Source organism: Treponema sp. UBA7567 (assembly GCF_002476655.1).
GTDB lineage: Bacteria > Spirochaetota > Spirochaetia > Treponematales > Treponemataceae > Treponema_D.
The window spans coordinates 1-26,474 of the sequence record NZ_DLLH01000034.1 but is presented as its reverse complement, the minus strand read 5'-3'; the positions used below and the strand labels follow the sequence as shown (position 1 = coordinate 26,474).

The following is a 26,474-nucleotide window of genomic DNA, read 5'->3' as shown; positions in this document are numbered from 1 at the left end:
GCATTTTATGAAAACCTTAAAAAAGCACATTCCAAATCTCGACGATTGACGGATAAATTTGTTTATAAATATTTGCCAATCGGGTATAATGTAGTTTATGCTTACATTGACAATCGAAAACAAAAAAATCCAGTGCCACTTTGGAACTCAGGGAACAGAGCTTCTTTCAAACTTTACAAAAACTTCATCGCCTATTATGGCGTTGCGCTTTAATAACGAAATTCTTCCGCTTTCCTGGAGAATGATCACAGACGGAACTCTGGAGCCGGTATATCTTAATTCTAAAGACGGTGTAGCAGTTTACAGGCGCACGCTCTGCTTTATTCTTGCCGCCGCTGTTCACAAAATTTTTCCAGAAAAAAGACTTTTAATCGGACACAGCTTGGGTTCATCGTATTATTACACTTTTGACGATTCTCCGGTAGAAAAAAAGCAGGTTGAGCTTATAAAAAGCGAAATGCTTTCTATCGTTCAAAAAAACGAAACAATCCAGACTTTGATTGCTTCTTACGAAGCGGCCTGCGAACTTTTTGAAAAAAACGGATTAAAAGACACCCGCGCCCAGCTTGAATACCGGTGCGAGCCTCAGGTAATCGTAAATACGCTCGGCTCATTTTCTGATATTTTTCAAGGACCTTGTTCGCTTGCAACAGGACAAATAAAATTTTTTGATCTTTTGCCTTATGACGAGGGCTTTTTGCTGCAATTTCCGTCAGAAAAGGAGCCTGAAAAACTCGGCGAATTTTCCGACAACCCTAAGATTTTTGAAATCTATAAAAAATACAAAAACTGGGGAAAAACCGTAAACGTAAAGAATGCGGCTGATTTAAACCGGCTGATTCTAAAACGCAAGGTGAACGACTTTATCGACATTACAGAAACTTTCCAGTCTCAGAATTACGCAAAGGTCGCAGAACAAATCCATGAGCGCAAAAACGTAAAAGTTGTTTTAATAGCAGGGCCTTCATCTTCTGGAAAAACAACATCTGCAAAAAAACTCGCCCTTCATCTGCAGGCATTCGGCTATAATCCAAAAGTAATTTCGCTCGACAACTATTATGTAGGACGCGAAAAAAATCCAAAGGACGAAAATGGAAACTACGACTACGAATGTCTCGAAGCCCTCAATGTTGAACTTTTAAACCAAAATCTTAACGACCTTTTTGATGGAAAAGAAATAAAAGTTCCTTCTTACAATTTTGATTTGGGGCAGCCGTATTACACTGGAGAAACTATGCGCCTTGCTAAAAACGACATACTCATTATGGAAGGAATCCACGGGCTAAACGACAAGCTTACTCCAAAAGTAAAGAGTGAATTCAAGTTCAAAATCTACCTTTCTGCCCTTACCCAGCTGAATATCAACGACCACACGCGTATTTCTTCGAGCGACAACCGCCTTATCCGCCGCATAGTGCGCGACTCACGTTTTAGAGGCAAATCTGCCGCAGATACAATCGGAATGTGGCAAAGTGTCCAAAAAGGAGAGCTTCTGCATATTTTTCCGTTCCAGAACAATGCCGATGCAGTTTTGAATACCGCCCTGGATTACGAAATTCCTGTTTTGAAAGTCTACGCAAGTCCGCTTTTGCATGCAGTAAAACCGAATATGCCGGAATTTAGCGAGGCTCGCCGTCTGCTGCGTTTTTTGGATAACTTTGACCAAATTCCAGAAACATATATTCCAAAACAGTCGATTGTACGAGAGTTTATCGGAGGCTCAAGCTTCCATTACTAAAACGGTTAGCTTCTAAACTGCTTTGAATTGATGATGTCATCAAGCTCTTTTTCTTCTTTTCGTTTGTTTTCAAGCGCCCAGTCCCTTTGCCGTGCTTCCTTTAGCTTTTCCAGGGCCTTGACTTTGAGCATTGCGTCTTTCATTTTTCCGCGTTTTTGTTCGGTTTCAAGCTGCGCCTGGGCAAGTTCCTTTAGAAGCTGCTCTTTTCGCTGGGTTAAAAGCTTTAGATAGTTATTCAGGTTATGAAGCTCAAGGACATCTTTTATGCCTTTTGAGTTTTTTACGGTCTGAACGTTCTGTTCAGCAAGCAAATTGAGAGTGTTTTGAATTTTGGCTTCAGCGCTTACTGCCTTTCCGAGCTCCGTCTGAGCCTGTTTTTCTTCAAACTTGCGGAGATTCAGAATTTTTTGCATGTTAAAGACAAATTTCTGCATATTTTTTAAGTTGCCTTATTTTTTAGACAGTCCGCTTAGCATTTTTGACGCCTGTTCGAGCGAATTTGCAGTTTGAGCTGTCATGTTTTCGCTTGAAAGCTCATTAGAACTTGCAACATCGTCTATTTTGCGTTCCTGGACAAGCTGGGCTGTCGTTTTTTTGCCAAGTCCTGCATCTTCTGAATATTCGTCCTCAGGAATTTCAATTCCGGAAACTGCGCTCAAAATCTTAAGCGTATTTTCGATTGTGCAATGGTCTGTTTTTGACTGTGTCAGAAGCTCTTCAATTGCAGGATGACGCTCAATTGCCTCGTCTATTTCCGGACTGCTTCCTTTTACATAAACTCCGGCATTTATCATATCTTTGTTTTCTTCGTAGATTGAAATCAAGCGGCTCACTTTATTCGCAGCCTGCTGTGTCTGAGGTCCGGTAACATCGTCCCAAAGACGGCTTATAGAAGAAGTTATGTCGATTGCAGGAAAATGCCTTTCGCGGAAAAGTTTTTTGCTTAAAACAATATGTCCGTCCAAAGTTCCGCGAACCTTGTCGCTTACAGGCTCATTTAGATCGTCACCATCGACAAGCACTGTGTAAAATGCCGTAATTGAGCCTTTGTCGTTTGTACCGGTGCGCTCCAAAAGCTTCGGGAGCATGTCCCATACGCTTGCAGGATAACCGCTTTGCGTTGGAGGCTCTCCGTTTGCAGTTCCAATTTCGCGCTGGGCATGGCAAAAACGAGTAACGCTGTCCATCATAAGCATTACGTCTTTTCCCTGATTCCTAAAATACTCGGCAACTGCTGTAGTCGTGTATGCGGCGCGAAGACGGGCGATTGAGCTTTGGTCGCCTGTTGCAACAACTACGACAGAACGCTTCATTCCTTCCGGGCCTAAATCGTGCTCAATAAAGTCCATAACTTCGCGTCCACGCTCACCGATAAGTCCGATTACATTTACATCGGCATTGGTATTTCGCGCAATCATTGAAAGCAGTGTCGATTTTCCAACACCAGAGCCTGCAAAAATACCCAGCCGCTGACCTTTTCCGCATGTTAAAAGAGAATCAATTGCCCTTACGCCGGTTATAATTCGTCTGTTTATATCTTTTCTTGTATAAGGATCAGGAGCAGGCGCAATCGCAGGATAATATTCATCGTTTTGAAGAGGACCTTTTTTATCGTAAGGCCGTCCAAGAGCATCTATTATACGTCCAAGAAGTTTTTTTCCAACAGGAACCATCAGTTCTTTTCCGCTTGCAACGACTTCGCTTCCTGCCATTATGCCTTTTGTATCGCCATAAGCCATAAGGTTTACGGCATTTTCTTCCCGGTCAAAACCTACAACTTCTGCAACTAGCTCAGTTCCGTCTGTATTTTTTATTGTGCAAAGTTCACCGATTTTTGAATAAGGGCCGCGGCTTCGAATCATAAGCCCCTTTATCGCAGTAACTGTTCCTGTGTAGAGAATTGTTTCCGTATCAAGAACGTTTTTTAAGTATTTGTCAAAAAAGTGTTCCATTCTTTTTCCGAACCTATTAACTATTTTTGAGCGGCAGTTTGCGCAGAAGCAGAATTTTTCTGAATCGGCTTCATAGGTGAAATTTCCAGAATTTTATTTTCGAGCTCAGAAAGCTGGCTTGAAATTCTTGCATCGATTGCTCCAAAATCAGTTTCAACGATGCAGCCGCCTTTTTCTACAGAATTGTCTTCTACGACAGTAATTCCTTTCACGCTTTCAACCTGTTCTGTAAAATCTTTTATGTGTTCGGTTGTAAGTTTTACGTCTTCGAGGTTTACGCGGATGGTAACATCTCCACGAGCCTTTACTTTTTTGAGGGCCGACAAAACATTCGCCATTACGACAGATTTTTGATTTTCAGACATTACCTTTACAACTTTTCGTGTCATTAAAAGCACAAGCTGAATTATCTGCTCTTCTGTTTCGTTTAGAATCTGCTCACGGCGGTTCATTACGGCTTCGAGAATTTTGTGGCTTCGGTCAATAAGCCGGCTTACTTCTTCTTTGCCAGAATCATAGCCGTCTTTTTTTCCTTCTTTTAAGCCTTCTTCATAGGAATTTCGCTTTATTTCGTCTTTTTCAATTTCTGATTTTGCCTGAATTTGATTGGCCTGCTCTTTTGCATCCGCAATTATTTTTTGAGCCTCATTTTCTGCCTGAGCCTTGATTGTCTGAGCTTCGTCCGTCTGCTTTTTCACTTCCTCAAAAGCAGCATTTTTTGCGCTTTCAATTATTGCATCGGCCTGAGCCTGAGCATCGTCAAGCATTTTCTGCTTTTCTGATTCCCATTGAACTTTAAAATCCTCAGCCTCACGCTTTAAATCATCTGCCGTAGGGCCTGTGTATTGAGGAACTTCTTCAACTTCAACTTCTTCAACAGGCTTTTCAAAAGTATGAACTAGTCCAAGCTTAAATTCGCCTTCTTTTGTCTTTATTTCGCCAGGCTGAAACAAGTTCTTATTCATGATTCTGTTCCTCTATAAAAATACTTTTTAGTTTTTTTTGAAATGCAATATTAAACAACCAGTTCGTCTTCTCCGGAACGTGCAATAACAATTTCGCCGGCATCCTCAAGACGGCGGATTGTAGAAACAATTTTTTGCTGAGCTTCTTCAACGTCCTTCAAGCGAACAGGTCCCATAAATTCCATATCTTCTTTTAACATGCTTGCGGCGCGTTTTGACATATTGCGGAAAATTTTGTCCTGAACTTCCGTGTCTACAGACTTCAAGGCCTTTGCAAGCTCCTGAGTATCGACTTCGCGCAGAACTTTTTGAATTGCACGGTCGTCGAGCATAACAATGTCTTCGAAAACGAACATTCGTTTTTTGATTTCTTCCGCAAGATCCGGATCGTCTTCTTCCAAAGATTCAATAATCTGCTTTTCAGAAGAACGATCAACAAGGTTAAGAATTTCAACAATAGATTCAACGCCGCCGGCCGCTGTATAGTCTTCGCTAGAAAGCGTAGAAAGTTTTTTCTCCAAAACGCGCTCAACTTCGCGCAAAACATCTGGAGAAGTACGGTCCATTGTTGCAAGACGGCGGGAAACTTCCGGCTGGATTTCCGCAGGAAGATTTTGCAAAATTATTGCCGCCTTATTAGGCTCAAGATAAGCAAGAATAAGGGCAATGGTCTGCGGATATTCAGTTTGAATAAAGTTTAAAAGGTGAGATGGATCTGTACGGCGGATAAAGTCGAACGGACGCACCTGAAGGCTCGAAGTAAGACGGTTGATAATATCTATCGCCTTCTGAGAACCAAGAGATTTTTCGAGAAGCTCGCGGGCATAATCGATACCGCCAGTAGAAATAAAATTCTGCGCATCCATAAGGCTCTGAAATTCTTCAAGAACCTGATCCTTAAAATCGGCATCGACAGTTTCAAGCCTTGCAATTTCAAAAGTCAGTGTTTCTACCTCATCTTCGCGCAAGTGCTTCATAATTTCGGCAGAAACATCGCTCCCAAGAGAAACCAAAAATATTGCAGCCTTTTGCCGTCCAGTAAGGCTCTTATAATCTTTTGCGCCAGACTTTTTACCGCCAGATTTTACAGTTGCCGGTTTTGAAGCGGTCTTTGCTTTTTCATCAGCCATAAATTATTCCTCCAGCAGCCATGTACGAATAAGCATTGCAACGTCTTCCGGATGTTCTTTTGCCATTGCAATCGCATTTTCCTGAAGTTCAGCACGCTTACGCTCTTCTACAGACATTGTAACATCCTGAAGTCCATCTTGCTTTGCATCCCAAAGAGCCTTTTCGCGTTCCGCCTGCTGACGCCGCAAAATCTCTTCTTCCCGCAAACGGCGTCTTCTGTCCAGTTCACGGCTAATAAACCTGAAGATGATAAACGCCAGAAGAATTACGGTAATTCCTGCAAGAGAAAAAAGCACAGTCCGTCTTGTTTCTTCCTTGCGGAAATACGAATCTTCTTCAATTTCCCATTCCTTGTCTCTTGGAATCGGGAAACTCGTAATAGAAACCGAATCCCCACGTTTTTTTTGGTAATTGATTCCGCTCTGAACAATCTTCGTAACATCATCAATAACTTTCTGACTTACAGGATGATAAACCCTAAAAAAATGGCCTATGCTCAAGCGGCAGTTATCCAGTGGAATTTCATTTTGCTGACAGTAAGACTGCCATTCAGAAAGATTCTGGTCGTTTATTACGATCGGCTTTCTGTTTTTGTCGATGATAGTTTCCCAACGACCGTCAATGTTTGCAGAAGCGGAAATACGCTTAAGCTCATAATTCTGATCTGTATGACGCTCTTCTTTATTTACAACGTTGTTTTTTGTAATTCCCTCTTCGGTCGATTTTCCAATTACATTCGACATATCGGAATAAACCGGAGGATTCTGTCCTTCAACTCCAGCCGGACCTTCAGGATTATAGCCTGTTCCAGTCCATGTTTTTTTTATTTCTTGAGAAGAAAGAGTGATCGATTCTCTTTTTTCAGTCGTGTCATAAGGCTTGTCAGGATCCTGCTCCGTTATAATTACCGGCGTATAAATAGTCTGATCCTTTGAAACAAAGTTTAAATCTTTTTCAATTTTTACAACCAAATCGCGTACACGGTCAGCGCCGTTAAAGTTTTTTTGAAGACTTTCAAGCACACGTTTTCTGAGAGCCTCTTCTTCTTCGCTAATTATTTTATTTCCCTTGCGTATATTATCCAGACGGTCGCTCTCTGCAAGACTTTCAAAATCATTTAAAATATTTCCAAAATTATCAGAAAGAGTAAGATTTTCGGCAGTAAGGCCAACGACAGAACGCAAAATTAAATCCTGCAGACCTTTTAAGCGTTTTCTTTCTTCCGGCATTGTGCTGTTAGGCTTGAACGTAACAATAACAGAAGCAGTAACAGGTTTCTGGTCGGTCGAGAAAAGTTCTTTTTTTGGAAAAGTGAGATCTACAGTTGCATTTGCAATATCGTCAATTGCAAGAATATGCTGCTTCAACTGTTTTGTAAGCGAACGCTGAAGCTTTATGTTTCTGTCAAAATCAGTATCAGACCAGCTGCTTTTGTCAAAAAGATTAAAAGCATCGACTTCCTTAGGCACTAGACCTTCAGTAATCAAAATGCTCTTCATTTTTTCGGCAGTTTTTTTGTCATTTACAATGATAAGTCCGTCTTCGCGCACCCGAAAATCTACGTTTTCCTGATCAAGACGCATTGTGATATTTTCGCGGGCATCTTCATCTCGAATAACAGTTGTAAAAAGCGGCACTCCGGCAGGCGCGGAATTTACTCTGAACATAAGAGCAAGCGCAACGACAACAAGAAGCACAATGCCAATGAAAATTCCTTTCTGAACAGGTTTCCATTTAGCCCAAAGTTCTTTGATTTTAGCCGGCAGCTGTTTAAGCCATTCGATCATCTGTCCCCTCCCGTGACCGAATTTCAAGAATTTCTATAAAAAAAAGGAAAAACCTTAAAATCTCAGTTTTAAAGATTTTAAATATATTCTATAATAACATATATTTTTTACAAAGAAAAGACAGAAAAGATATTTTTTATGCGTTAGCGGGTTGTCTGAAGTTCGCTCCAGCCTGTAAGAAGCCTGTCAATTACTGTCTGGGCAAGATTCAGCGACATTTGAGCCTTTGCCATTGCGGTCGTAACATCGTGAATATCTACGGAATCAGGATCTGTAATAAGTTTTTGCTCAACACGGCTTACATCAAGCTGTTTTTCATTTACAGCATCTACCGCTTCAAGGATATAAGACTCAAAAGAGCGTTTATTTGTATTTTGAACTGAATTTTTTGCGCTGTTTGGCTGAAAAGAATTTATGTACGTCAAGTCAGAAACGTTTGAAATATTCATAACATTCATTTATTGACCTCCCATAAAAAAGTCAAGATTAAAACTCCAGTTTTAGGATTGACTTTTTAAGTTGTTTCGCAACGAAGTGAGAAACAACCGATGATAAGAGAGTTTGCAACGCAAACTTGTAAAGATAAAAACAGACGCCATTTTCGGCTGTTTTTATCTTAACTCCTCCCTTTTCCTCATAAAAATTTTAATCAAATTGCAAATGCTTGTCTACAGAATCATTTCGATAATCAGAAAAAATTAGCTTCTTCCAATTTCAAGCGCTGCAGAAAACATATCCTTTGCGCCTTGAATTACAGTTGAATTTGCCTCGTAAGCGCGGCTTGCTGAAATTAAGTTTACCATTTCGTTTACAATATTTACATTTGGATATTCAACATAGCCTTTATCCGGACCAGATTGAATTGCGTCCGGATTTGACGGATCATAAACCATGCGGCCTTTTGAAGTATCTTTTACAATTTCTTTTACGCGAACGCCTTTTCCAGGACCGTTATCCTGCTCAGCATTTACAAAAGGCATTCGCCATGTCGGATGAGCGGAAGCGATTGGTTCAACAATTACAGAAGATTTTTTAAATGCTCCGCCTTCAGGAGTGCGTGTCGTAGAAACATTTGCAATATTGTTCGAAATTACATCAGAGCGAAGACGTTCTACGCTCATTCCTGTCGTCGCAATATTGATCGAAGTAAACATTCCCATAAAAAATTCTCCCATAAAAAAGTCAATGAAAAAATTTCAATTTCCGATTTGACCTTTTAACGCAATTTCGCAGCAAAGTGAGAAATTGCAGTTGATAAGAAAGTTTGCAACGCAAACTTGTGAATAAAAATTTTGACGCTATTTTAGACAAAGTTTTTATTGCAATCCTTAACTCATTCCCATCTTATAAAAACAAGAAAAAAACTATTTTCTCATTGCAAGTTTTACCTGGCTGAATTCAAAATTCTGAAGCTGGGCTAAAAGTCTGTAGTTCATCTGCGTTTTCAAAACAACAGTCGCTTCATATTCCGCATCAACGTTATTTCCGTTGGCAGCCGCAGTTGTCGTCCAGTCTGTAACACGACGTGGTTCAACGGATTTCCAGTCATAAGGCTCTTCAAGGGCAAAATGCCTGCTGTCTGTTCTAGTCAATTCAAATCTATGAGATTTATCTGCTTCGCTTTCAAAAGCACGTTTTAATTCGCTTTCAAAATTAACAGTCTGTCTTTTGTAATTCGACACTTCTGAGTTTGCTATGTTATTTGCAGAAACCTGATACCGCAACGAATTAACATCCATTGCACGGTGTAAAAGTTCAACTGACCTTGTAAATGTATTCATATTAAATATATCGGCAGTTGAATTTTTTTGTTTATAAATTTTTACCGATTGTTAAAACGTTTTAAGAATTCTTGCATGCGGACATTTTTAGGATTGTTTATGAGTTCTTTTGGATCGCCGTATTCAACAACATGGCCTGCATCAAGAAAAAGAATTTTATCGCTTGTGTCGCGGGCAAATGCCATTTCGTGGGTTACGACAATCATTGTCATTTTTGACTTTGCGAGTCCGCGGATAATTTCAAGAATCTCTCCTGTGAGCTCAGGATCAAGGGCGCTTGTCGGCTCATCAAAAAGCAAAACCTTTGGCTTTAATGCAAGAGCGCGCGCAATGCTAACACGCTGCTGCTGACCACCGGAAAGTTCGCATGGATAATTATTCTCTTTTCCAGAAAGTCCCATGCGCCGGATAAATTGAATTGCGTTTTCTTCGGCTTCTTCCTTAGAAACACCAAGAACCGTAACCTGAGGATCAATTATATTTTTTAAGACAGAATAATGCGAAAAAAGATTGAAATTCTGAAAAACAAAGCCGAGATTTAAGGCGATTTCTCTTTGAGTTTTTTTATCTGCATAAACGCCGTCTTTGACAAGCTGCCGGGAGCAAATTGTAATTGTTCCGCTGTCAATTTTTACAAGCTGGGCAATAGAACGAAGAAGAGTTGATTTTCCAGAGCCGGAAGGACCGATAATTCCAAGAACTTCGCCCTGCTCAACTTCAAAAGACACGTCTTTTAAAACCTGAACTCCGTCTCCAAAAAATTTATTTACGTTTTTTACAGAAATTATACTCATCTTTATATATCCGCCAGTTTTAAATTTTCAATCTAAAAAGATGCTTTATTTATAATAATCAAGTTTTTTTTCAAGGTGAATAAAGACAGCCGTTACAACCCAGTTCATCAAAAAATAAAATACGCCGGCAATAAAAATCGGTGTCGTGCTAAAAAGCCTGCTTGAATGGGTTTGAGCCGTTCTTAAAAGCTCGACTACTCCGATTACGCTTACCAATGCGGTATCTTTTACGAGAGTAATTACTTCGTTTCCCATTGGAGGAACTATTCTCTTTACAACTTGAGGCAAAACAATCTTAAAAAAAGTCTGTATCTTTGTATAGCCAAGAACTTTTGCAGCTTCATACTGGCCGACAGGAATCGACTGCAATCCTCCGCGATAAATTTCTGCAAAATAACAGGCATAGTTTACCGAAAGCGCAATAATTGCCGCTGTAAAGCGATCCCAGGAAAACTTAAAAAGATAGAAAGGCCCAAAATAAACGACAATCAACTGGAGCATCAATGGAGTGCCGCGGATTATAAGCAGAAAAGCATTCGCCAGCATAGAAAGCGGCTTAAATTTTGACATGCGCGCCATTGTAATCGGCAAAGCAAGAGGAATTGAAAAAAACAGTGTTAAAAAGAAAACTTCAAGCGAAACCAAACTCGATTGAAGCATTGTTAATATAAGTTTTGCCATATTTTTTATAAGCTTAAAAAACTGAATCTGCAAAAAAGCAAATTCAGTTTTTTTTTCTTACGAATTTTTATTCAACCTAAAATCAAGTTATTTTCCGATTACTGTAATATCAGAACCGAACCATTTTTCAGAAATTTTCGTAACAGTTCCGTCAGCAGCCATAGCCTCGAGAATTTTTTGAACTTCGTCCGTAAGTTTTACATCACCTTTGCGGAAAGCGATTCCATATTCTTCAGGAGCCAAGCCTTCAGAAAGAACTTCAAACGGTTTTCCAGAAGTCTTGATTGCGTAGTTTGCAACGATAAGATCCATTACAACACCATCAACTCCGCCAATCTCAAGATCATTTAAAGCCATGATATTGTCTTTGAACTCGATTATTGATTTTACAGAACGCTTAAAATCAGGAGAAGCTTCAACTGCATCTGAGGCAGATGAACCTGCCTGAATACCGACTTTTTTTCCTGCCATGTCGGAAAGTTTTTTAATTCCTGAATTCTTTTTTACAACCAGAACCTGCGCGTTTTTAAGATAAGGCTTAGAAAATGAAAGAGCTGCTTTGCGTTCCTCGGTAATTGTAAGGCCGTTCCAAATACAGTCGATGTTTCCAGTAGCAAGCTCCTGCTCTTTTGAATCCCAGTTAATCGGCTGAGCGCGGAATTTTACGCCAAGACGAGAAGCAACTTCTTTTGCAAGGTCAATGTCAAATCCAACGATTTCGTTTGAAGAATCACGGAATCCCAATGGAGGGAATGAATCGTCAAGACCGAGAATAAATTCTCCACGGCTTTTGAGCGCTTCAAGAGAATTGTCTCCAGCTTCTTTTTTAGAACAGCCGGCAAAAACAGTAAGTGCGGCAAAAGCACATACAAACAAAGTAATTTTTTTCATTTTTTACTCCTATTAAAAATAAAAACAATTGTTTCTATAAATAAGCTAGATTTTTCCTTCGCAAAATGCAAAAAGAGATGCAATCTGCTTTTCTGTTTGCTCAGGACTTGGCGCGCCAGTTGTTTTTCTTGCACGCATGCACGATTGCGGTGTAATTTTTGCAAACAAGTCTTCTTCAAAAAGCGGGCTGATTGACTTGATTTCTGAAAGCGTCAGCTCTTCGATTGCTTTTCTTCCAGTATCAATTGCAAGGCGGACACACTGTGCAGCGACTCCGTGTGCAGTTCTAAAAGACATCCCCTTGCATACCAGATAATCAGCGACATCTGTCGCATTTGCAAAACCGCCTTCACAACTTGCAGCCATCTTTTCCTTGTTCCAGCGTGCACTTGCAATCATCGCCTCAAAAACAATGATGTTTCCTTGAACACAATCAAGAGCATCAAAAAGAGGAGCTTTGTCTTCCTGCATGTCGCGGTCATAACTCATAGGAAGAGCTTTCATCATCGTAAGAAGGTTTATAAGGTCGCCGTAAACCCTTCCTGTCCGTCCGCGGATCAGTTCTGCAAAGTCAGGATTTTTTTTCTGCGGCATAATTGAAGAACCAGTAGACCATTTTTCACTCAATTCAACAAAACCGAATTCTGTCGTAGACCAATAGACTATTTCTTCGCACATGCGGCTCAAATGCATCTGAATAAGCGAAAAATCAGAAGTAAATTCGATACAGTAATCACGGTCGGCAACACTGTCCAAAGAATTCTGTGTTACTCCATCAAAATTCAAAAGTTCCGCCACATATTCACGGTTCAAAGGAAGGTCAGAACCTGCAAGAGCGCCGCTTCCCAAAGGGGAAAGCGCGATTCTTTTCAGGCTGTCTGAAAGCCTTTCATAATCACGCACGAGCATCCACGCCCAAGAACACAAATGCTGCGCCAAAGTTCCGGGCTGAGCGTGCTGCATATGTGTGTAACCGGTCAAAAGAGAATCTTTATGTTTAGAAGCAATATCTGCAAGAGTTTTTATTAAAGAAACGAGTTGTTTTTGAAGCTCAGGAATTACGCGTCTAAGGTAAAGTCTTTCATCAAGGGCAATCTGGTCGTTGCGGCTTCGTCCAGTATGAAGTTTTCTCCCGCTTTCGCCAATTCTGTCCGTCAAAGTAGCTTCGATAAATGAATGAATGTCTTCGGCAGAATAATCAATTGAAAGTCTTCCAGATTTTAAGTCCTTTTCAATTGAATCCAGCCCTTTTTGAATTTCTTCATTTTCCTTTTCAGAAATAATCTTCTGTTTAGAAAGCATCGAGGCATGCGCTTTTGAACCGCGAATATCATCCAATGCCATGCGTTCATCCACGCGAATTGAAGTTTCAAACTCAACTGCCGCGGCATCCGGTCCTTCTGCAAAACGTCCGTGCCACAATGCAGCATGATTGTCTTTTGTAATTGTTCCGTGCGCTTTATTTTCCGCCATTTTTAGTTTCCCCAGCACATCATCTGTTCATCAATTGGTTTTCCAGGAATTGCCATTGGAAAAATCATCTCGTCAATATCGACAATCGTGTCGACAATGTACGGTTTTTTTTCGGCAAATGCAGTCTTAAAGACTTTTTCAAATTCATCATTATTGTTTGCCTTTACATAACCTACACCGTAAGCATCTGCAAGTTTTTTCCAGTCGGGACCAAAATCAAGCGTCGTGTGGCTGTATCGTTTTTCGTAAAAAAGTTTTTGCCATACGCGGACATTCCCGAGCGTGCCGTTATTTACAAGGACAATTACGATTGGAAGATTATAGCGTGCAATTGTACAAAGCTCATTGCAATTCATTCTAAAAGAACCGTCACCTGCAATATGAACTACACGTCCACAAGGATTTGCTACCTGCGCACCAATCGCAGCGCCAGTGCCGTACCCCATAGTTCCAAGACCGCCGGATGTAAGGAAAGTACGAGGCTTTTCAAACGGATAGAACTGGGCTGTCCACATCTGATGCTCGCCGACTTCAGTAGTAATAAAAGCATCGTCGCCTGCATATTTGTGAACAGTTTCGAGCATAAATTTTGGATTTACAGAGTTTGGCTTTACAATTGAATAGCTTGTAGGAATTTCTTTTTTCCATGCGTCAATTTTTTCAAGCCAAGCTGAATGTGATTTTTTTTCGATTAAAGGCAAAAGACGTGACAAAATTGACTTTAAGTCGCCTACAAGTTCACCGCCAGCGTGAATGTTTTTATTGATTTCCGCAGGATCAATGTCAATATGAAATACAGTCGCATGTTCAGCAAATTTTTTTGGATCGCCGATTACGCGGTCAGAAAAACGAGAACCAAGCGCCAAAACAAGATCGCTTTCTGTAACAGCCATATTGCTAGCGCGAGTTCCGTGCATTCCTACCATCCACGTACACAGAGGATGATCTGAAGGAAAAACATCGCGTCCCATAAGGCTTTCAGAAACAGGAATTGAAGCTTTCTCTGCAAATTCCAAAAGTTCTTTTTCTGCGCCAGAAATCTTAATTCCGCCACCAGCGTAGATAACCGGCCNNCGTTCTGATTTATTTATGATTTCTGCGGCCGCTTTTATTTCTTCGTCGGAAGGAACATTTACTCTCATAACCCGCTTGAAATTCGGATTTTCTTTTGCTAAAGCAGCAGAACCGTCATCGCCTTTTTTGAGCGGTTCAAACTCACACATTGCGGCTGTAATGTCTTTTGGAATATCAATCAAAACAGGACCAGGTCTTCCAGATTTTGCAATTATAAAAGCCTGACGGAAAATATATGCAAGGTCTTCAACCCGTCTTACCATAAAATTGTGTTTTGTAATTGGCAGAGTTACGCCAGTAATATCAATTTCCTGAAAAGTGTCTTTTCCAAGCAAAGGAGTTCCAACGTTACAGGTAATAGCAACCATCGGAACAGAATCCATGTAAGCAGTTGCAATTCCAGTCACAAGATTTGTAGCTCCAGGACCGCTTGTTGCCATGCAAACTCCAACACGTCCAGTAGAACGTGCATAACCATCGGCAGCATGGGCAGCAGCCTGTTCATGAGCCGTCAAAATATGAGTAATGCGGTCAGAATTTTTGTAAAGAGCATCATAAATATTTAAGATATTTCCACCAGGATAACCAAAAACAGTGTCTACACCCTGTTCAATCAAACACTCAATAACAATTTGAGAACCATTAATTTTCATTTTGCTTCCTAAGACCAATTATTATAATTTTTTATTTTAATGATTTTGAGAACCTTGCACAACATCAACATAATCCGCAATTTGTGAACACTCTACACCCAAACCTGCAATTTTCGTATAATACTCGGACAATGCGTATTCTTCTTTATTCAACTTCTTCAAATATTTTTGAACCAAAAACAGCCGTAGTAAAAAACTTTCCATCTTCCGCACAGCAACTGGAACTGCTTGCAAAATCTTTTCCAGAACACAGTTTTATCGTTGCAACACAGCTTCCAGGAATGTTTCTTTTAGATATAAGCGGCAGCGAAAATTTTCAAAAAGCAAACAACGTCCAATACGAAATCATAAAGAGCGACGATGAGGCAGAAATTGCAGATTTTTTATACTCTCTAAACCCCGAAATTGCAATCGCAGCTACATTTTTTGTAACACCATTCGACTGGCTCACTGCAAAAGATGCTCTTGTCGCAGATTTTTTAAGGCAAAAAGGAATAAAAACGGTCTGCCATAGCGTAAAAACCGCGCTCACCTGCTTTGATAAATGGCAGACTCACCAGAAGCTCCTTCAGTTAAAAATCAATACGCCAAAAGCCTTGTACATAAATCATGCGCTTTTTATAAATGCAGGAAATCGTAAAACCGTAAAAAGCAACGTTTACAAAACGGCACTTCTCTCAGAAATCAAAAAGCTCAACTTTCCGGTCGTAATAAAAGATACAACTGGTTTAAGCAGTTACGGAATGGACGTTTTAGAGAATTTTTCACAGGTTCACGACTGGTTAAAGTCAAAAAAATTTACTTCTGACAGAATAATCGAAGAATTTATAAAAGGAGATCAGTTTGGCACGGAAATTGAATCAATTCTTTCAAAATCCATTCAGCCTAAAAAAAACGGCGGCTGTTTTTTACACAAAATTTTGCCACCAATGATTTTCAGCGTAAACAAGTATGGAATCACATCTCCAAAACAAAGCGTAAAACTCGGACCTGTAACAAATTCTGAATACAAAATAGAAGATTTAAACAAAATTCTAAAAAAAATTGCAGCCTCGCTTGATTTTGAAGGAATCACCCAGGTTGACCTTGTTTTCTCTCAAAAAAAATGGTTTGTAATTGAAATAAATCCAAGGCTTTCCGGAATGACCGCAAGCTATGCGGCGATGCAAAATATGACAATTTTTGAACGGATTCTAAAAACCGCAGGAATTCGAAACAAAGACGAGCAAAAAGAAAATTTTGTCCTGAACATAAAATTTCCGCTTTTAACAGAAGAAGAAATGAAAGAACTTTCTAAAAAAAACTTTGTAAAAAAAGTTTACCAAACAGAAAATCTTGCGGCAAAGCAGGAACGCGAAAAAGGCTATTGCGAAGTAATTTTAACTTCTCCAGCAAAAGAAAATTTAAGCCAGGACATAAANNAAAAAAACTTTCCGAAGTTCTGCCTCAAAAAACAGAAAAAGTCTTTTTTGAAACCGCCCTTGAACTTGCTAAAAAAATTTAGGCATTTTCAGATTTTTCTTTCTCAGAAGCAGCTTCTTCAGATTCTATTTTTTTTGCAGTTTCGTTCCATTCGTCCTTGTCCATAAACTCGGCGTGAATTTTTCCGTCTTTTTCGCCTACAAAAGTTATTCCGTATTTATCGTAATTTTGAATCAGCCAGTCATCGTAGCCAGTCCAATTATCAAAATCCAAAGCCTGTGTCATATTTTTATTATAAAGAAAATAAAGCTAAAAATCAAAAATGAACTTAAAAATCGCAATTTTTAAGACAGTTTTTCTCAAAACAAAAGAAAGAAGAAAGAAAATTTTTCAAAAAAAATCAGTCAGGCTGTCTTTTAAAAAACCTTCCCAAAATATCTTTCGATTCGATTACATTTATAAAAGCATTTGGATCTACAGTACGCAGCTGCTTTTCCAAACTTCCGCTTTCAGCCGCAGAAACGACCGTATACACCATTTTATGAGTTTTTCCAGAATATTCGCCTCTGCCTTCAAAAACAGTAGCGCCATGATTCGTCAAATTTTTTATTGTGGCATAAATTTCATCACTTTTGTCAGTAATAATCAAAAGCGTGATTTTTGAATATTTCTTGTAAAGCAAAGCTATAACTTGACTTGAAGCGTATTGAAAAATTATTGAATAAAGAGCTTTATCCCAGCCAACAAGAATTCCTGCAAAAAAAAGAACGATGCAGTTAAAACAAAAAATCAGATTCCAGGCAGAACGTCCTGTCTTTTCTGAAATATAAATTGCAATAAAATCAGTTCCACCTGAAGAACTTTCCGCAAAAAGACAGAGAACAACAGAAACCGCGTTTAAAATTCCTCCAAAAACCGTGCACAAAAGAATATCGTCAGTAAGATGGAGCCATTCAAAACCAGAAAGAATATCCGTAAAAAGACCGGAAATAAAAATCATCACTACGCTAAAAAAAGTAAACCGTTTTCCGATGAATTTAAAACCAATCCAGACAGGGACAAGGTTAAAAGCATAGACAGTAACCGAATACGGAAGGTGAATATTAAAATATTTTAAGAAAATATTTTGCAAAAGCAAGGTAATTCCCGTCAAACCGCCAGGAAACAAATCAGCAGGCTGAACAAAAATGACAATGTTCAGAGCCATCAAAAAACCGCCAAAAGCAACAAGCAAAAAGCGTTTTAAATCGCGCAAAAAAACGGACATCGTCTTGCTCCCAAAAAATAAAAATCCTCATTTAGAAATTTGTTTAGATTTTCTGTTAGAATGTCGCGGTTATTATACATCGAAACACGTTTTTTACAAATAACAGAAAACACCGTAAAAAAAGCCGAAACCAGAGAAAAACTGCTTTCGGCTTTCATTTTTACAAAACTTAAATTATTCTTGAATATTTTCGTTCCAAATCTTTTATAAGCTTATATTCAAACGAATCTACAAGAGCAATATAAGAAGCTTCAATTACGTCGCTTGCAACTCCCATTGTGCTCCATGAATTTTCTCCGTCGCTAGATTCAATAAGAACACGGACAGCGCTTGCAGTCGCTTCTTTTCCATCAAGTACACGGACCTTATAGTCTGTAAGGTGAATTTTTGCTACAGCTGGATAAAATTGAACCAAGGCTTTTCGCAAAGCAGTATCCATTGCATTTACAGGACCGTCGCCTTCTCCGGCAGTAATTACAGCAGTACCTTCAACATCAAGTTTTACCTGAGCAAATGCGCTTTGGTCGTCAGAAAATCTCGGAAATTCACCGCTTGTTTTATAATAATGAAGATTAAAGAACGGCTGATATTTTCCCATAGTTTTTCGCACAAGGATTTCAAAACTTGCATCGGCGCCTTCAAACTGATAGCCTTCATGCTCAAGTTCTTTTACACGTTTTACGATTTCGGCAACGACAGGACTATTTTTTGTAAGCGATTTGTCAAATTTCTGCACTTTTTCAACAATCATGCTTTTTCCAGCAACTTCACTCATCAAGAAAACTCTTTCGTTTCCGACAGTTTCTGGTTCAATATGTTCGTATGCAAAAGGATTCTTTATAACTGCGTCAATATGCATTCCTGCTTTATGGGCAAAAGCGCTCGAACCTACAAAAGGCATTCCCGGTTCAAGAGCAATATTTGTAATTTCTGCAATTCTCTTACAAATTGGAGTCAAAAGCTTCATATTTTTTTGAGGAACACATTCAAATCCAAGTTTTAACTGCAAATCAGCAATAATCGTAGAAAGATTTGCATTGCCAGCCCGCTCTCCAAATCCAAGAAGAACGCCCTGAACATGAGAAGCGCCAGCTTCAACGGCAATCAAAGAATTTGCAACAGCAAGTCCGCAGTCATTGTGAGTATGAATTCCAACTTCAATCTTTGAGCAAAAACGACTTACGACAGCTTCAACAGCACCTCTACATTCTGACGGCATTGCGCCGCCTTTTGTTTCGCAGAGGGAAAGACAAACAGCTCCGCCTTCTACAGCAGCTTCAAGTGATTTTAATGCGTATTCTGAATTTGCCTTGTATCCAGTAAAAAAATGCTCAGCATCAAAAATCACTTTCTTGCCTTTTGATTTTAAATACTCCACCGTATCCCGAATCATCTCTATATTTTCATCAAGAGTTGCATGAAGAATATCCGTCACCTGGAAATCCCAAGTTTTTCCAAAAATGCAGACATATTCCGTATCAGCAGATAAAAGACTCTGCAAATTAACATCTTCTGCACAAGCCAAATCCCTCCGCCTTGTAGAACCAAAAGCAACGATTTTAGAATTTTTAAGCTGCAATTTTTTTGCTTCTATAAAGAACTCCATGTCTTTAGGATTGCTTCCGGGATTTCCGGCTTCAATAAAAGTTACTCCGAGCTCATCCAAAGCCATGACAATATTTATCTTATCTTGAACTGAATAACTTATACCTTCTCCCTGCGAGCCATCACGCAAAGTCGAATCTAGAATCGAAATCTTTTTTTTATCTGCCATAGGTGCTATTATGCAAAAAAAAACCTGATTCTTCAAGAACCAGGTTTTTTAAGTTTTTCAACACATTTGACACAAATCAAGTGCGCTTACTTTACAGCTGCACCGATACGCTCAAGAACCTTTTTACGGTCAAGAGGCTTTACAATATAGTTTTTCGCTCCAAGCAAAAGAGATTTTTTTACAAGCTCTTCTTTTCCAAGAGCAGAAACCATTACAACCTTTGCGTTTTTATCAAAAGCCATAATCTGTTCCAAGGCTGTAATACCGTCCATACGTGGCATTGTAATATCCATTGTAACGAGATCCACGTTCGGACAAAGTTCCTTATACTTATCAACACCGTCTTTTCCATCAACAGCCGTAGCTACGATTTCATAACCCTCGGAAGTAAGAATCTGTCCTAGCTGTTTTGCAACGAAGATTGAGTCGTCAACGATAAGCACACGAATTTTTGTACCGTCAACTCTTACGCCTTCTGGCGGACGCTCATTGATTGATGGGAAATCCTGTTTAGTTTTCATGTTGCTGCCTCCTCAATTCTACATACGTTCGCGAATCGCAACGTTAATTTCTACTTTGCCACATTCTGTAATAAGAGGAACAATCAGCGCTTCAACACTGTCTGTCTGTCCACCCAATGCAGCAATTTCCATTTTTTCTCCAGCAAAAAGCGCCGGAGGAGTCAAGTCGAACTTAAATCCCAATTCATGAAGTTTTGTTACTGCCTGCGCAGTAATAAGGTTTGCAAGTTCGCTGATTGTAGCCTTTGCCAAATCATCAAAAGTAGCAAGTGTTTCTCCGTTCATTTTTGAAGCAATGTTCAATGCTGTTTCGTAAGACATATCAAACAGAACACGTCCTTCAACATCACCAGCAAGGCCGACCAAAGCGGCAACTCCCATAACTGGCATTGCGGTCGATTTCAAATACAAATCACCGCGTTTTACATCCGCACCACCAAGAACTTCTTTTAAAATCTGAAATGAAGTTTCAACGAATGGGTTGATATATTCTACTCTCATAAAATTCTCCCAATTTTTATTTATTTTGTAAAAAAGGTTACAGTTCCGTCTTTATGAGCAAGCCACTTGCCCTCTCCCTCCAGAGTTTCGTTTTGACCAAGAATGATAATTCCATTGCCCTTAAGTTTTTCATCAAAATCAGTTTCGAGAACTTTTTGAGAAGCCAAAGGCAAGAATGAAATCAAATCCCTTGCAAATATAATATCACATACAGGCAAAGAGTTTGTATTTGCACAGTCATGATACTCAAACATAATACTATTTTTTATGTCAGTTGTAAAAGTAAAATCAGAATTAGCCTTGTTCGTAAGATAAGGAGCATACCAGCCATTTGCAATTTCGGCAGGAACGCTGATTAACGGAGCATTTGAAACATTGAGCAAATCAATGTCATGCGCATAAATTCTAATCTTAGCTTCTGGATAGCGCTTTTTCAAAATACAAGCAAGTGAATAAGTTTCCATTCCTTTTCCACAGCCAGGATTCCAGACAGTAATCTGTTTTGCGGCATTGTCCGGCAAAATCTTAAAAATTGAATCAGCATATTCTTTTGTCCACCAAGCACCTGAACAAGGAGAATAAAAATTTTTTAAGAAAGCATCTGCATCTTCCGCTGAAGAAAGTTGAATTTTATCCTGAGAACGCTCTTTCTGCCACGCATCAAAACGAGCTTTAAGCCAAGGTTCATTTACAGCAGAAACCGTAAATTTTCTCATCTGCGCCAAAGATTCTGTAATAAACTTAAGCTCATCGCCAGGATGCTTTTCAACCTTAGTTTCAGCCGCAGAAACAGAAGTTTTTTGATTTTCAGAATTTACAAATTCTTTTTCTAAAGAAGATTTTACGGCAACTTTTGCATTGTGTGCCATATTCATACGAACATTTTCTTCTTCAATCGCCTGAGCTTCTGTCTTAGAACCAAAAATTCTTTCTATATCAAGAAGAATATAAAGCCTGTTGTTTACTTCAACAACTCCCTGAATATATTTTATGTTTATATCGCCAAAAAGTGGATGAGGCGGCTGAATTGTTGCTTTTTGAATTCCAACGACTTTGTCAATTACATCTACGACAATTCCGAATGTCTGCTCGCCAATCGAACAGATAAGCATATTTTCCAAGGAATCTTCTTTTCTTTCTGGAACTTCGATATTGAAAAAAAGCCTCAAATCGACAATAGGAATAATATCTCCACGAAGATTGTAAACTCCAAGAACAAATGGCAATGTATTCGGAACATAAGTAAAACGTCCGGCCTTTGCAATTTCCTTTATTTTCATAATATCAATTGCATAGTCTTTTCCAGCGAGAGAAAAAGTTACCATTTTATAGTCAATCTGAGCAAGTTTTTCTTTTCTTTCTGCAGATTCCCGTTCCGCATCAGGAACAATACTAGCATAAGCACCAAGATTTTGTGCAAGAGCCGTATTGATATTTTTTGTTTCTGTCTGATTCTGAACATTTTCGTTAGCCATGATAAACCTCTTTTGCCTTAGTCAATAGTCCCATATTCAGAGCGAGCTTCAATTTCCTGACGCACTCCAAGCTCAAGAAGCTGGCTTACATCAATAATAAGCGAAACAGAGCCGTCACCAAGAATAGAAGCGCCTGCAATTCCTGGAGACTGCGTAAACTGATCACGCAAAGGTTTTATAACCACATCTTCTTCTCCAATCAAGGCATCGACCATAATACCGATTTTTTTATCTTGCGTGCCAACAATTACAACAAAACAATACTCACCATCTTCGGTATTGCGGATGTTAAACAGCCTGCTAAGACGAAGAACAGAAATTACTTCGTTGCGGACATTCAAAACTTCATAATTGTCAATTGTATTGATTTCGCCACGTCTAATGCGATGGCTTTCAATTACAGACGCAATAGGAATTGAATAAACTTCTCTTCCAACGCGCACAAGAAGACCTTGAATAATTGCAAGAGTAAGCGGAAGCCTAATTGAGAATTTAGAACCACGGCCTTTTTCTGTTGTTACGTTTACAGTTCCGTTCAATTTATCAATCATTGTCTTTACGACATCGAGACCTACGCCACGACCAGAAACATTTGTAATTTTGTCTGCTGTTGAAAAACCTGGTAAAAATATAAGATTTGCAGCTTCCTGTTCCGAAAGGACTTTATTTGGATGAATAAGTCCTTTTTCTACGGCCTTTTTCCGCACTTTTTCCGCATCAATTCCGTTACCGTCATCAACAATATCGATGATAATCATGTTTCCTTCGTTTGCAGCTTTTAACAGAACAGTACCTGTTTCGCTCTTACCTAAAGCCTTGCGTTCTTCAGGAGATTCGATTCCGTGGTCAACAGAATTACGAACACAGTGCATGATAGGATCCATAAGATCGTCAATAACAGTCTTGTCCAACTCCGTTTCTTCACCTTCAATCTGAAGGTTTACCTTTTTACCGAGATCTTTCTGCAAATCACGGACAACCCGAGGGAAGCGGTCAAAAATCTGGCTGATAGGAACCATTCGGATTTTCATTACGCCTTCCTGCAATTCTCCGGCGATACGCCCAAGATTTTGGGTTGCAGAATGGAACTTTGTATTTAAATCCTTAAACTTAGCTTCAAACGAAGCAAAATATTCAGGAATCTCACCATATTCCTGCATAATATTATTTCTTATGTCTTTTACAGAAACTCCGTTTTGAATTTCTTCCAAATACTGCGGAAGCTGTTCAAACATCTTACGGATTTTTTCTCTAAATGCAGAATCAAGAGCCTGAAACTGAACAAGCATATCCGACTGTTGTTGCGCGCTCTGGTTAAACGAAGCCTTTGTAATTACGGTTTCAGAAACAAGGTTCATTAAAGTATCGATGCGTTTAGAATCAACACGCAAAATTGAACTTTGCTGAGCATGTCCTGAAGCAGAAGCCGTTTTTGTCGAAGAAACTGTCTTTGATGGCTGAACAGGAGCATTTTCTGTCTTCTGCTCTGCAGAAACCTTTACTTCTTCTTGTTTAGGAGTTTCTGCCACAGGCTGAATTTGAGCATTTTTTTCTTCTTTTTGTTCTGGCTGTACATAAGACTCTTTTGCAACTGCATTTTCAAGACACTGGGCATCAACGCTCAAAGTTACATCATCGAGAAAAGCTACATCTTCGAGCTGCTCCTGAGAATTTGAAGAAGCAACGTAATAAACAACGTCTTTATGAAATTCATCTTCATAAAGCGCTTCAAAATCAGGAACGGTCTTTAAAACAGTGCCACAGGCTTTTAATGCTGCAAAAACTTGAATTCCTCCTACGCTATTCATAGGATTATTTTCATCGAAAACAACACTTATCGACCAAAGCTTTTGACCTGGCTGACAACTCTGTTTGAGTTCAAGCAACTCAAATTCTGACATGTCAACAGTTTCTGAAGCAGAAGCCGATGCCGCTGGAACACTCTGAACAGTCTCTGGTCCAGGTTTTGAAACTGATGACGACTTTTTACCTTTTCCAGCCTTTTCAGGAATCAATGATTTTATTTTATTTGAAATTTCTTCTACACTTTCGGCATAAACAGAACCATTTTGGCGAGCTTCAAGCATAGCTTTTATAATATCAAGAGAATTTAGAAGAGTATCTACAACATCTTCGGAAACTTTTACACGGTCTGAACGAACTTCATCAAGAAGATCTTCCATTTTGTGAGCAAATGTAGAAATTTCTGTAAATTCAACTGTCGCAGAATTACCTTTTAACGTATGTGCTGCACGGAAAATTTCATCTATAGCATCATGGTTTGTTGGATCATTCTCAATTGCAAGAATATTGCTCTCAAGATTGTCAACCATTAGTTCAGCTTCAGAAAAATAATCTTTTAACAGTTCTTCGTTGTTAGCGTCAAGAAAATCACTCATATCTAATATTTTAACCTTTAACATCTCAAAGTCAAGCAATAAAATTTTATTAACAAGATGTTTTTTAAAAACAAAGAGTAAAAGAATGAATAAAGTTTCATACTTTCCTGAGGATAATTTTCGATTTTTATTAAAGTTCAGACTTTTTTATGCCGATATAAAAAGGTACGATTATAACTGACGGGGAAAAAGCTATGAAAATGATAAAAAAACTGTCTTCGACTGCTGCCGCATTTATTTTTACATTGACAACGCTCTCTGCTGCCGCTTCATTCAACGGTTACGGAGGTTTGAAAGGCGACTTAAAATCAAAGGAAAATTCCGAATTTTTCGATCCGATAATGAATTTGACAGGATTTTTTCAAGGGCAGTTCAATTTTTCAGAAAATTTATTTTTCAATACAGAAATGAGCATTTCGACAGATGACGTAATCGACACAAAACTGACTGAAGATACTCAGGCTGTCTTTTGCTTTGATGAGCTTTCGCTTACATACATAAAAAATTTTTTGGGAGCAACCCAGTTTTTCAGCATTTTTAAGGGAACTTACACTCCTCTAGGCGCAAATCAGTTTTTATCGCAGCAATTTGGAATTTCACCAATCAACAGTTTTATTACAGACAGTTTTTACGGCAACAAATGCGTTTCCCCATATTCAATAAACGGTTTCGGACTTTCGTATTCAATCCGGCTGAACTCAAGTCCAATAGCTTTTGCCGGATATTTTTACAAAAACAATGATAATCCGGACGATTTAAGACAATTCAATCTCGATTTTCGTTTTGCAACGACACGCAAATACCTCACCCTGGACTTTTTGGGAGGAATTGGTTTTCCTTCAAAAAATAAAGACAAAAACGATGACGATGTAATTCTTCTTGTCGATGAAATTTACCTTCATTCTGGAATGAATCTTCTTATCGGAAATTACTACACAACCTCTCTTTTCCTTCAGGCAGGATTTTCTTCGCTTCCTGTAAAAAAAAGCAATGCAAAGATTGAAATTTCTGACGAACAGCTTTTTTTACTGGTTGAACCGCGGTTTCATTTAAAAAATTCGCAGATGCACATTTCTTTCTTCAATATTCCTGACAATCAAAACGAAAAAATAGAATTTGCAGACGGGAATTTGGGCTTCAACGTAAATATTTTTACAGAAAACTTTTTCATCCGCAACAAAAACATAAAATTCGGATTCAGCACGTCGTTTAGCTACGAAGAACGATATTTAAAAGACTTGCCAAACCTAAAAGATTTTTACAAAGATACCTGTTCTGTAAAAACAAGTCCTTACATTGTAATTCCTGTTCTCTCCGGAGATTTAAGCCTCATGTTCCAGGCAAAATTAAGCGAGTTTCCGGCAGGAAAATGGAAACAAAACATAAACTTTACACTAGGTTATAAATCTTATTTCTAAAAACAAGATTTATAAAAAAAGCACCATCAAAAACTGAACTTTATCCGTTCAATTTTAGTGGTGCATTTTTAGCTTTAAAGCCTTTATTTTAAAGTTTCAAAAGCGAAAGTCTCTTGCAGGCTTCTTCAATATCCGCGCGATGTCCAAAAGAGCTAAACCTTATAAAACTTTCTCCGGCAGGTCCAAAACCAGAGCCTGGAGTCGTCACAACATGGCACTCATCCAAAATTTTATCAAAAATATCCCAGCTTGCTTTTCCAGGAAATTTTGCCCAGACATAAGGACCGTTTCCTGTAAAATAAGCGACAACGCCTGCAGATTTAAAATTTTCTCCTTCAAGAACATTTTTTATAAGATGTCCGTTCTCCAGATAATAGTCAACCTGTGCGGTCATATCTTTCAAGCCCTGTTCGTCGAGAGCGGCAAGACCACCAGCCTGAGCAATATTTGAAGCGCCGTTAAAAAGAGTTGTCATTACGCGGTTCCAATCCCTGTTCACGCTTGAACCGTCTTCAAATTTCAATTCGTTTGGAACAACAGACCAGCCGAGGCGAACTCCTGTAAAACCAGCAGGTTTTGAAAAAGAATTTACTTCAATCGCACAAGTTTTTGCGCCAGGAATTTCGTAAATTGTTTTTGGAAGATTTTTATCGCGGATAAAAGCAAAATATGCGGCATCGTAAATGACAATGCATCCGTTTTCGTTCGCAAAATCAACAAGTTTTTTAAGCTGCTCTTTTGTTGCAGTAGCGCCAGTCGGATTATTTGGAGAACAAA

General features: G+C 39.0%; 24 protein-coding genes. 3 read left to right on the top strand and 21 right to left on the bottom strand.

Annotation, left to right across the window (positions count from 1 at the left end):
• The first annotated feature begins 97 nt into the window (after positions 1-97).
• Positions 98-1,738: a nucleoside kinase gene (locus B3Y13_RS04200; protein ID WP_296668921.1), complete on the top strand. Its 1,641-nt coding sequence runs from the start codon at positions 98-100 to the stop codon at positions 1,736-1,738.
• 5 nt (positions 1,739-1,743) lie between these two features.
• Here B3Y13_RS04200 and fliJ read toward each other — a convergent pair whose 3' ends face one another.
• The 13 genes from fliJ to ilvB form a co-directional block, all read right to left on the bottom strand.
• Positions 1,744-2,151 (bottom strand): flagellar export protein FliJ, encoded by a 408-nt coding sequence (fliJ, locus tag B3Y13_RS04195; RefSeq protein ID WP_296668919.1) that lies wholly within the window; start codon positions 2,149-2,151, stop codon positions 1,744-1,746.
• A gap of 36 nt (positions 2,152-2,187) precedes the next feature.
• Positions 2,188-3,690: a FliI/YscN family ATPase gene (locus tag B3Y13_RS04190; RefSeq protein WP_296692847.1), complete on the bottom strand. Its 1,503-nt coding sequence runs from the start codon at positions 3,688-3,690 to the stop codon at positions 2,188-2,190.
• Positions 3,691-3,710: 20 nt separating this feature from the next.
• Entirely contained in the window at positions 3,711-4,655 is a 945-nt protein-coding gene (gene fliH, locus B3Y13_RS04185; RefSeq protein ID WP_296668916.1) for a flagellar assembly protein FliH, read from the bottom strand.
• A 50-nt stretch (positions 4,656-4,705) separates the two neighbouring features.
• Positions 4,706-5,785 (bottom strand): flagellar motor switch protein FliG, encoded by a 1,080-nt coding sequence (gene fliG / locus B3Y13_RS04180; RefSeq protein WP_078929917.1) that lies wholly within the window; start codon positions 5,783-5,785, stop codon positions 4,706-4,708.
• Between the two features lie 3 nt (positions 5,786-5,788).
• Positions 5,789-7,573: a flagellar basal-body MS-ring/collar protein FliF gene (gene fliF, locus B3Y13_RS04175; RefSeq protein ID WP_296022856.1), complete on the bottom strand. Its 1,785-nt coding sequence runs from the start codon at positions 7,571-7,573 to the stop codon at positions 5,789-5,791.
• A 143-nt stretch (positions 7,574-7,716) separates the two neighbouring features.
• Positions 7,717-8,031, bottom strand: a complete 315-nt coding sequence (fliE, locus tag B3Y13_RS04170; RefSeq protein ID WP_296022853.1) for a flagellar hook-basal body complex protein FliE — start codon at positions 8,029-8,031, stop codon at positions 7,717-7,719.
• A gap of 240 nt (positions 8,032-8,271) precedes the next feature.
• On the bottom strand, positions 8,272-8,733 hold the full coding sequence (gene flgC, locus B3Y13_RS04165) for a flagellar basal body rod protein FlgC (protein WP_296668913.1): 462 nt from the start codon (positions 8,731-8,733) through the stop codon (positions 8,272-8,274).
• Between the two features lie 204 nt (positions 8,734-8,937).
• The gene (gene flgB / locus B3Y13_RS04160) at positions 8,938-9,354 is read right to left on the bottom strand and encodes a flagellar basal body rod protein FlgB (protein ID WP_296022847.1); all 417 of its coding nucleotides are present in this window, start codon (positions 9,352-9,354) and stop codon (positions 8,938-8,940) included.
• Between the two features lie 41 nt (positions 9,355-9,395).
• Positions 9,396-10,148, bottom strand: coding sequence for an amino acid ABC transporter ATP-binding protein (locus B3Y13_RS04155; RefSeq protein WP_296692846.1), 753 nt, complete (start codon positions 10,146-10,148; stop codon positions 9,396-9,398).
• 45 nt (positions 10,149-10,193) lie between these two features.
• Positions 10,194-10,829 carry an amino acid ABC transporter permease gene (locus B3Y13_RS04150; protein WP_296022843.1) on the bottom strand — a complete coding sequence of 212 codons (636 nt, stop codon included), beginning with the start codon at positions 10,827-10,829 and terminating at the stop codon, positions 10,194-10,196.
• 87 nt (positions 10,830-10,916) lie between these two features.
• Positions 10,917-11,720: an amino acid ABC transporter substrate-binding protein gene (locus B3Y13_RS04145; protein WP_296692845.1), complete on the bottom strand. Its 804-nt coding sequence runs from the start codon at positions 11,718-11,720 to the stop codon at positions 10,917-10,919.
• Positions 11,721-11,765: 45 nt separating this feature from the next.
• The gene (argH, locus tag B3Y13_RS04140; protein ID WP_296692844.1) at positions 11,766-13,193 is read right to left on the bottom strand and encodes an argininosuccinate lyase; all 1,428 of its coding nucleotides are present in this window, start codon (positions 13,191-13,193) and stop codon (positions 11,766-11,768) included.
• Between the two features lie 2 nt (positions 13,194-13,195).
• Positions 13,196-14,920, bottom strand: a complete 1,725-nt coding sequence (gene ilvB, locus B3Y13_RS04135) for a biosynthetic-type acetolactate synthase large subunit (protein WP_296692843.1) — start codon at positions 14,918-14,920, stop codon at positions 13,196-13,198.
• 131 nt (positions 14,921-15,051) lie between these two features.
• On the opposite strand from ilvB, the gene B3Y13_RS04130 reads away from it, so the two are divergent.
• On the top strand, positions 15,052-16,509 hold the full coding sequence (locus tag B3Y13_RS04130) for an ATP-grasp domain-containing protein (protein ID WP_296692842.1): 1,458 nt from the start codon (positions 15,052-15,054) through the stop codon (positions 16,507-16,509).
• On the opposite strand, the gene B3Y13_RS04125 is transcribed toward B3Y13_RS04130, so the two are convergent.
• From B3Y13_RS04125 to B3Y13_RS04095, 7 genes are all read right to left on the bottom strand, one after another.
• On the bottom strand, positions 16,421-16,627 hold the full coding sequence (locus B3Y13_RS04125; RefSeq protein ID WP_296022826.1) for a hypothetical protein: 207 nt from the start codon (positions 16,625-16,627) through the stop codon (positions 16,421-16,423). The two genes, B3Y13_RS04130 and B3Y13_RS04125, sit on opposite strands and share 89 nt — an antisense overlap.
• A 115-nt stretch (positions 16,628-16,742) precedes the next feature.
• Positions 16,743-17,609 (bottom strand): YitT family protein, encoded by an 867-nt coding sequence (locus B3Y13_RS04120; RefSeq protein ID WP_296668899.1) that lies wholly within the window; start codon positions 17,607-17,609, stop codon positions 16,743-16,745.
• A gap of 169 nt (positions 17,610-17,778) precedes the next feature.
• Complete coding sequence (gene cimA, locus B3Y13_RS04115) at positions 17,779-19,383, bottom strand: citramalate synthase (protein WP_296692841.1); 1,605 nt, start codon at positions 19,381-19,383, stop codon at positions 17,779-17,781.
• A gap of 86 nt (positions 19,384-19,469) precedes the next feature.
• The gene (locus B3Y13_RS04110) at positions 19,470-19,904 is read right to left on the bottom strand and encodes a response regulator (RefSeq protein ID WP_078929899.1); all 435 of its coding nucleotides are present in this window, start codon (positions 19,902-19,904) and stop codon (positions 19,470-19,472) included.
• Between the two features lie 18 nt (positions 19,905-19,922).
• Positions 19,923-20,405: a chemotaxis protein CheX gene (locus tag B3Y13_RS04105; RefSeq protein WP_078929897.1), complete on the bottom strand. Its 483-nt coding sequence runs from the start codon at positions 20,403-20,405 to the stop codon at positions 19,923-19,925.
• A gap of 20 nt (positions 20,406-20,425) precedes the next feature.
• A complete protein-coding gene (locus B3Y13_RS04100) occupies positions 20,426-21,880 on the bottom strand; it encodes a chemotaxis protein CheW (RefSeq protein ID WP_296692840.1) in 1,455 nt (484 codons plus the stop codon).
• Between the two features lie 17 nt (positions 21,881-21,897).
• Positions 21,898-24,279 carry a chemotaxis protein CheA gene (locus tag B3Y13_RS04095; protein WP_296022805.1) on the bottom strand — a complete coding sequence of 794 codons (2,382 nt, stop codon included), beginning with the start codon at positions 24,277-24,279 and terminating at the stop codon, positions 21,898-21,900.
• A gap of 194 nt (positions 24,280-24,473) precedes the next feature.
• On the opposite strand from B3Y13_RS04095, the gene B3Y13_RS04090 reads away from it, so the two are divergent.
• Positions 24,474-25,697 (top strand): hypothetical protein, encoded by a 1,224-nt coding sequence (locus tag B3Y13_RS04090; RefSeq protein ID WP_296668892.1) that lies wholly within the window; start codon positions 24,474-24,476, stop codon positions 25,695-25,697.
• Between the two features lie 88 nt (positions 25,698-25,785).
• On the opposite strand, the gene B3Y13_RS04085 is transcribed toward B3Y13_RS04090, so the two are convergent.
• The coding region (locus tag B3Y13_RS04085; protein WP_296692838.1) for an aminotransferase class I/II-fold pyridoxal phosphate-dependent enzyme at positions 25,786-26,474 on the bottom strand (689 nt) is incomplete at its 5' end.

Excerpts from the sequence above, each read along its gene's own strand:
- B3Y13_RS04090 (WP_296668892.1), top strand. The coding sequence starts at position 24,474 with ATGAAAATGATAAAAAAACTGTCTTCGACTGCTGCCGCATTTATTTTT.
- fliE (WP_296022853.1), bottom strand. The coding sequence starts at position 8,031 with ATGAATGTTATGAATATTTCAAACGTTTCTGACTTGACGTACATAAAT.
- B3Y13_RS04155 (WP_296692846.1), bottom strand. The coding sequence starts at position 10,148 with ATGAGTATAATTTCTGTAAAAAACGTAAATAAATTTTTTGGAGACGGA.
- B3Y13_RS04100 (WP_296692840.1), bottom strand. The coding sequence starts at position 21,880 with ATGGCTAACGAAAATGTTCAGAATCAGACAGAAACAAAAAATATCAAT.
- flgB (WP_296022847.1), bottom strand. The coding sequence starts at position 9,354 with ATGAATACATTTACAAGGTCAGTTGAACTTTTACACCGTGCAATGGAT.
- B3Y13_RS04145 (WP_296692845.1), bottom strand. The coding sequence starts at position 11,720 with ATGAAAAAAATTACTTTGTTTGTATGTGCTTTTGCCGCACTTACTGTT.
- cimA (WP_296692841.1), bottom strand. The coding sequence starts at position 19,383 with ATGGCAGATAAAAAAAAGATTTCGATTCTAGATTCGACTTTGCGTGAT.
- B3Y13_RS04105 (WP_078929897.1), bottom strand. The coding sequence starts at position 20,405 with ATGAGAGTAGAATATATCAACCCATTCGTTGAAACTTCATTTCAGATT.
- B3Y13_RS04190 (WP_296692847.1), bottom strand. The coding sequence starts at position 3,690 with ATGGAACACTTTTTTGACAAATACTTAAAAAACGTTCTTGATACGGAA.
- B3Y13_RS04200 (WP_296668921.1), top strand. The coding sequence starts at position 98 with ATGCTTACATTGACAATCGAAAACAAAAAAATCCAGTGCCACTTTGGA.
- B3Y13_RS04110 (WP_078929899.1), bottom strand. The coding sequence starts at position 19,904 with ATGAAAACTAAACAGGATTTCCCATCAATCAATGAGCGTCCGCCAGAA.
- B3Y13_RS04150 (WP_296022843.1), bottom strand. The coding sequence starts at position 10,829 with ATGGCAAAACTTATATTAACAATGCTTCAATCGAGTTTGGTTTCGCTT.
- flgC (WP_296668913.1), bottom strand. The coding sequence starts at position 8,733 with ATGGGAATGTTTACTTCGATCAATATTGCGACGACAGGAATGAGCGTA.
- fliH (WP_296668916.1), bottom strand. The coding sequence starts at position 4,655 with ATGAATAAGAACTTGTTTCAGCCTGGCGAAATAAAGACAAAAGAAGGC.
- B3Y13_RS04095 (WP_296022805.1), bottom strand. The coding sequence starts at position 24,279 with ATGAGTGATTTTCTTGACGCTAACAACGAAGAACTGTTAAAAGATTAT.
- B3Y13_RS04120 (WP_296668899.1), bottom strand. The coding sequence starts at position 17,609 with ATGTCCGTTTTTTTGCGCGATTTAAAACGCTTTTTGCTTGTTGCTTTT.
- argH (WP_296692844.1), bottom strand. The coding sequence starts at position 13,193 with ATGGCGGAAAATAAAGCGCACGGAACAATTACAAAAGACAATCATGCT.
- fliG (WP_078929917.1), bottom strand. The coding sequence starts at position 5,785 with ATGGCTGATGAAAAAGCAAAGACCGCTTCAAAACCGGCAACTGTAAAA.
- B3Y13_RS04125 (WP_296022826.1), bottom strand. The coding sequence starts at position 16,627 with ATGACACAGGCTTTGGATTTTGATAATTGGACTGGCTACGATGACTGG.
- fliJ (WP_296668919.1), bottom strand. The coding sequence starts at position 2,151 with ATGCAAAAAATTCTGAATCTCCGCAAGTTTGAAGAAAAACAGGCTCAG.
- fliF (WP_296022856.1), bottom strand. The coding sequence starts at position 7,573 with ATGATCGAATGGCTTAAACAGCTGCCGGCTAAAATCAAAGAACTTTGG.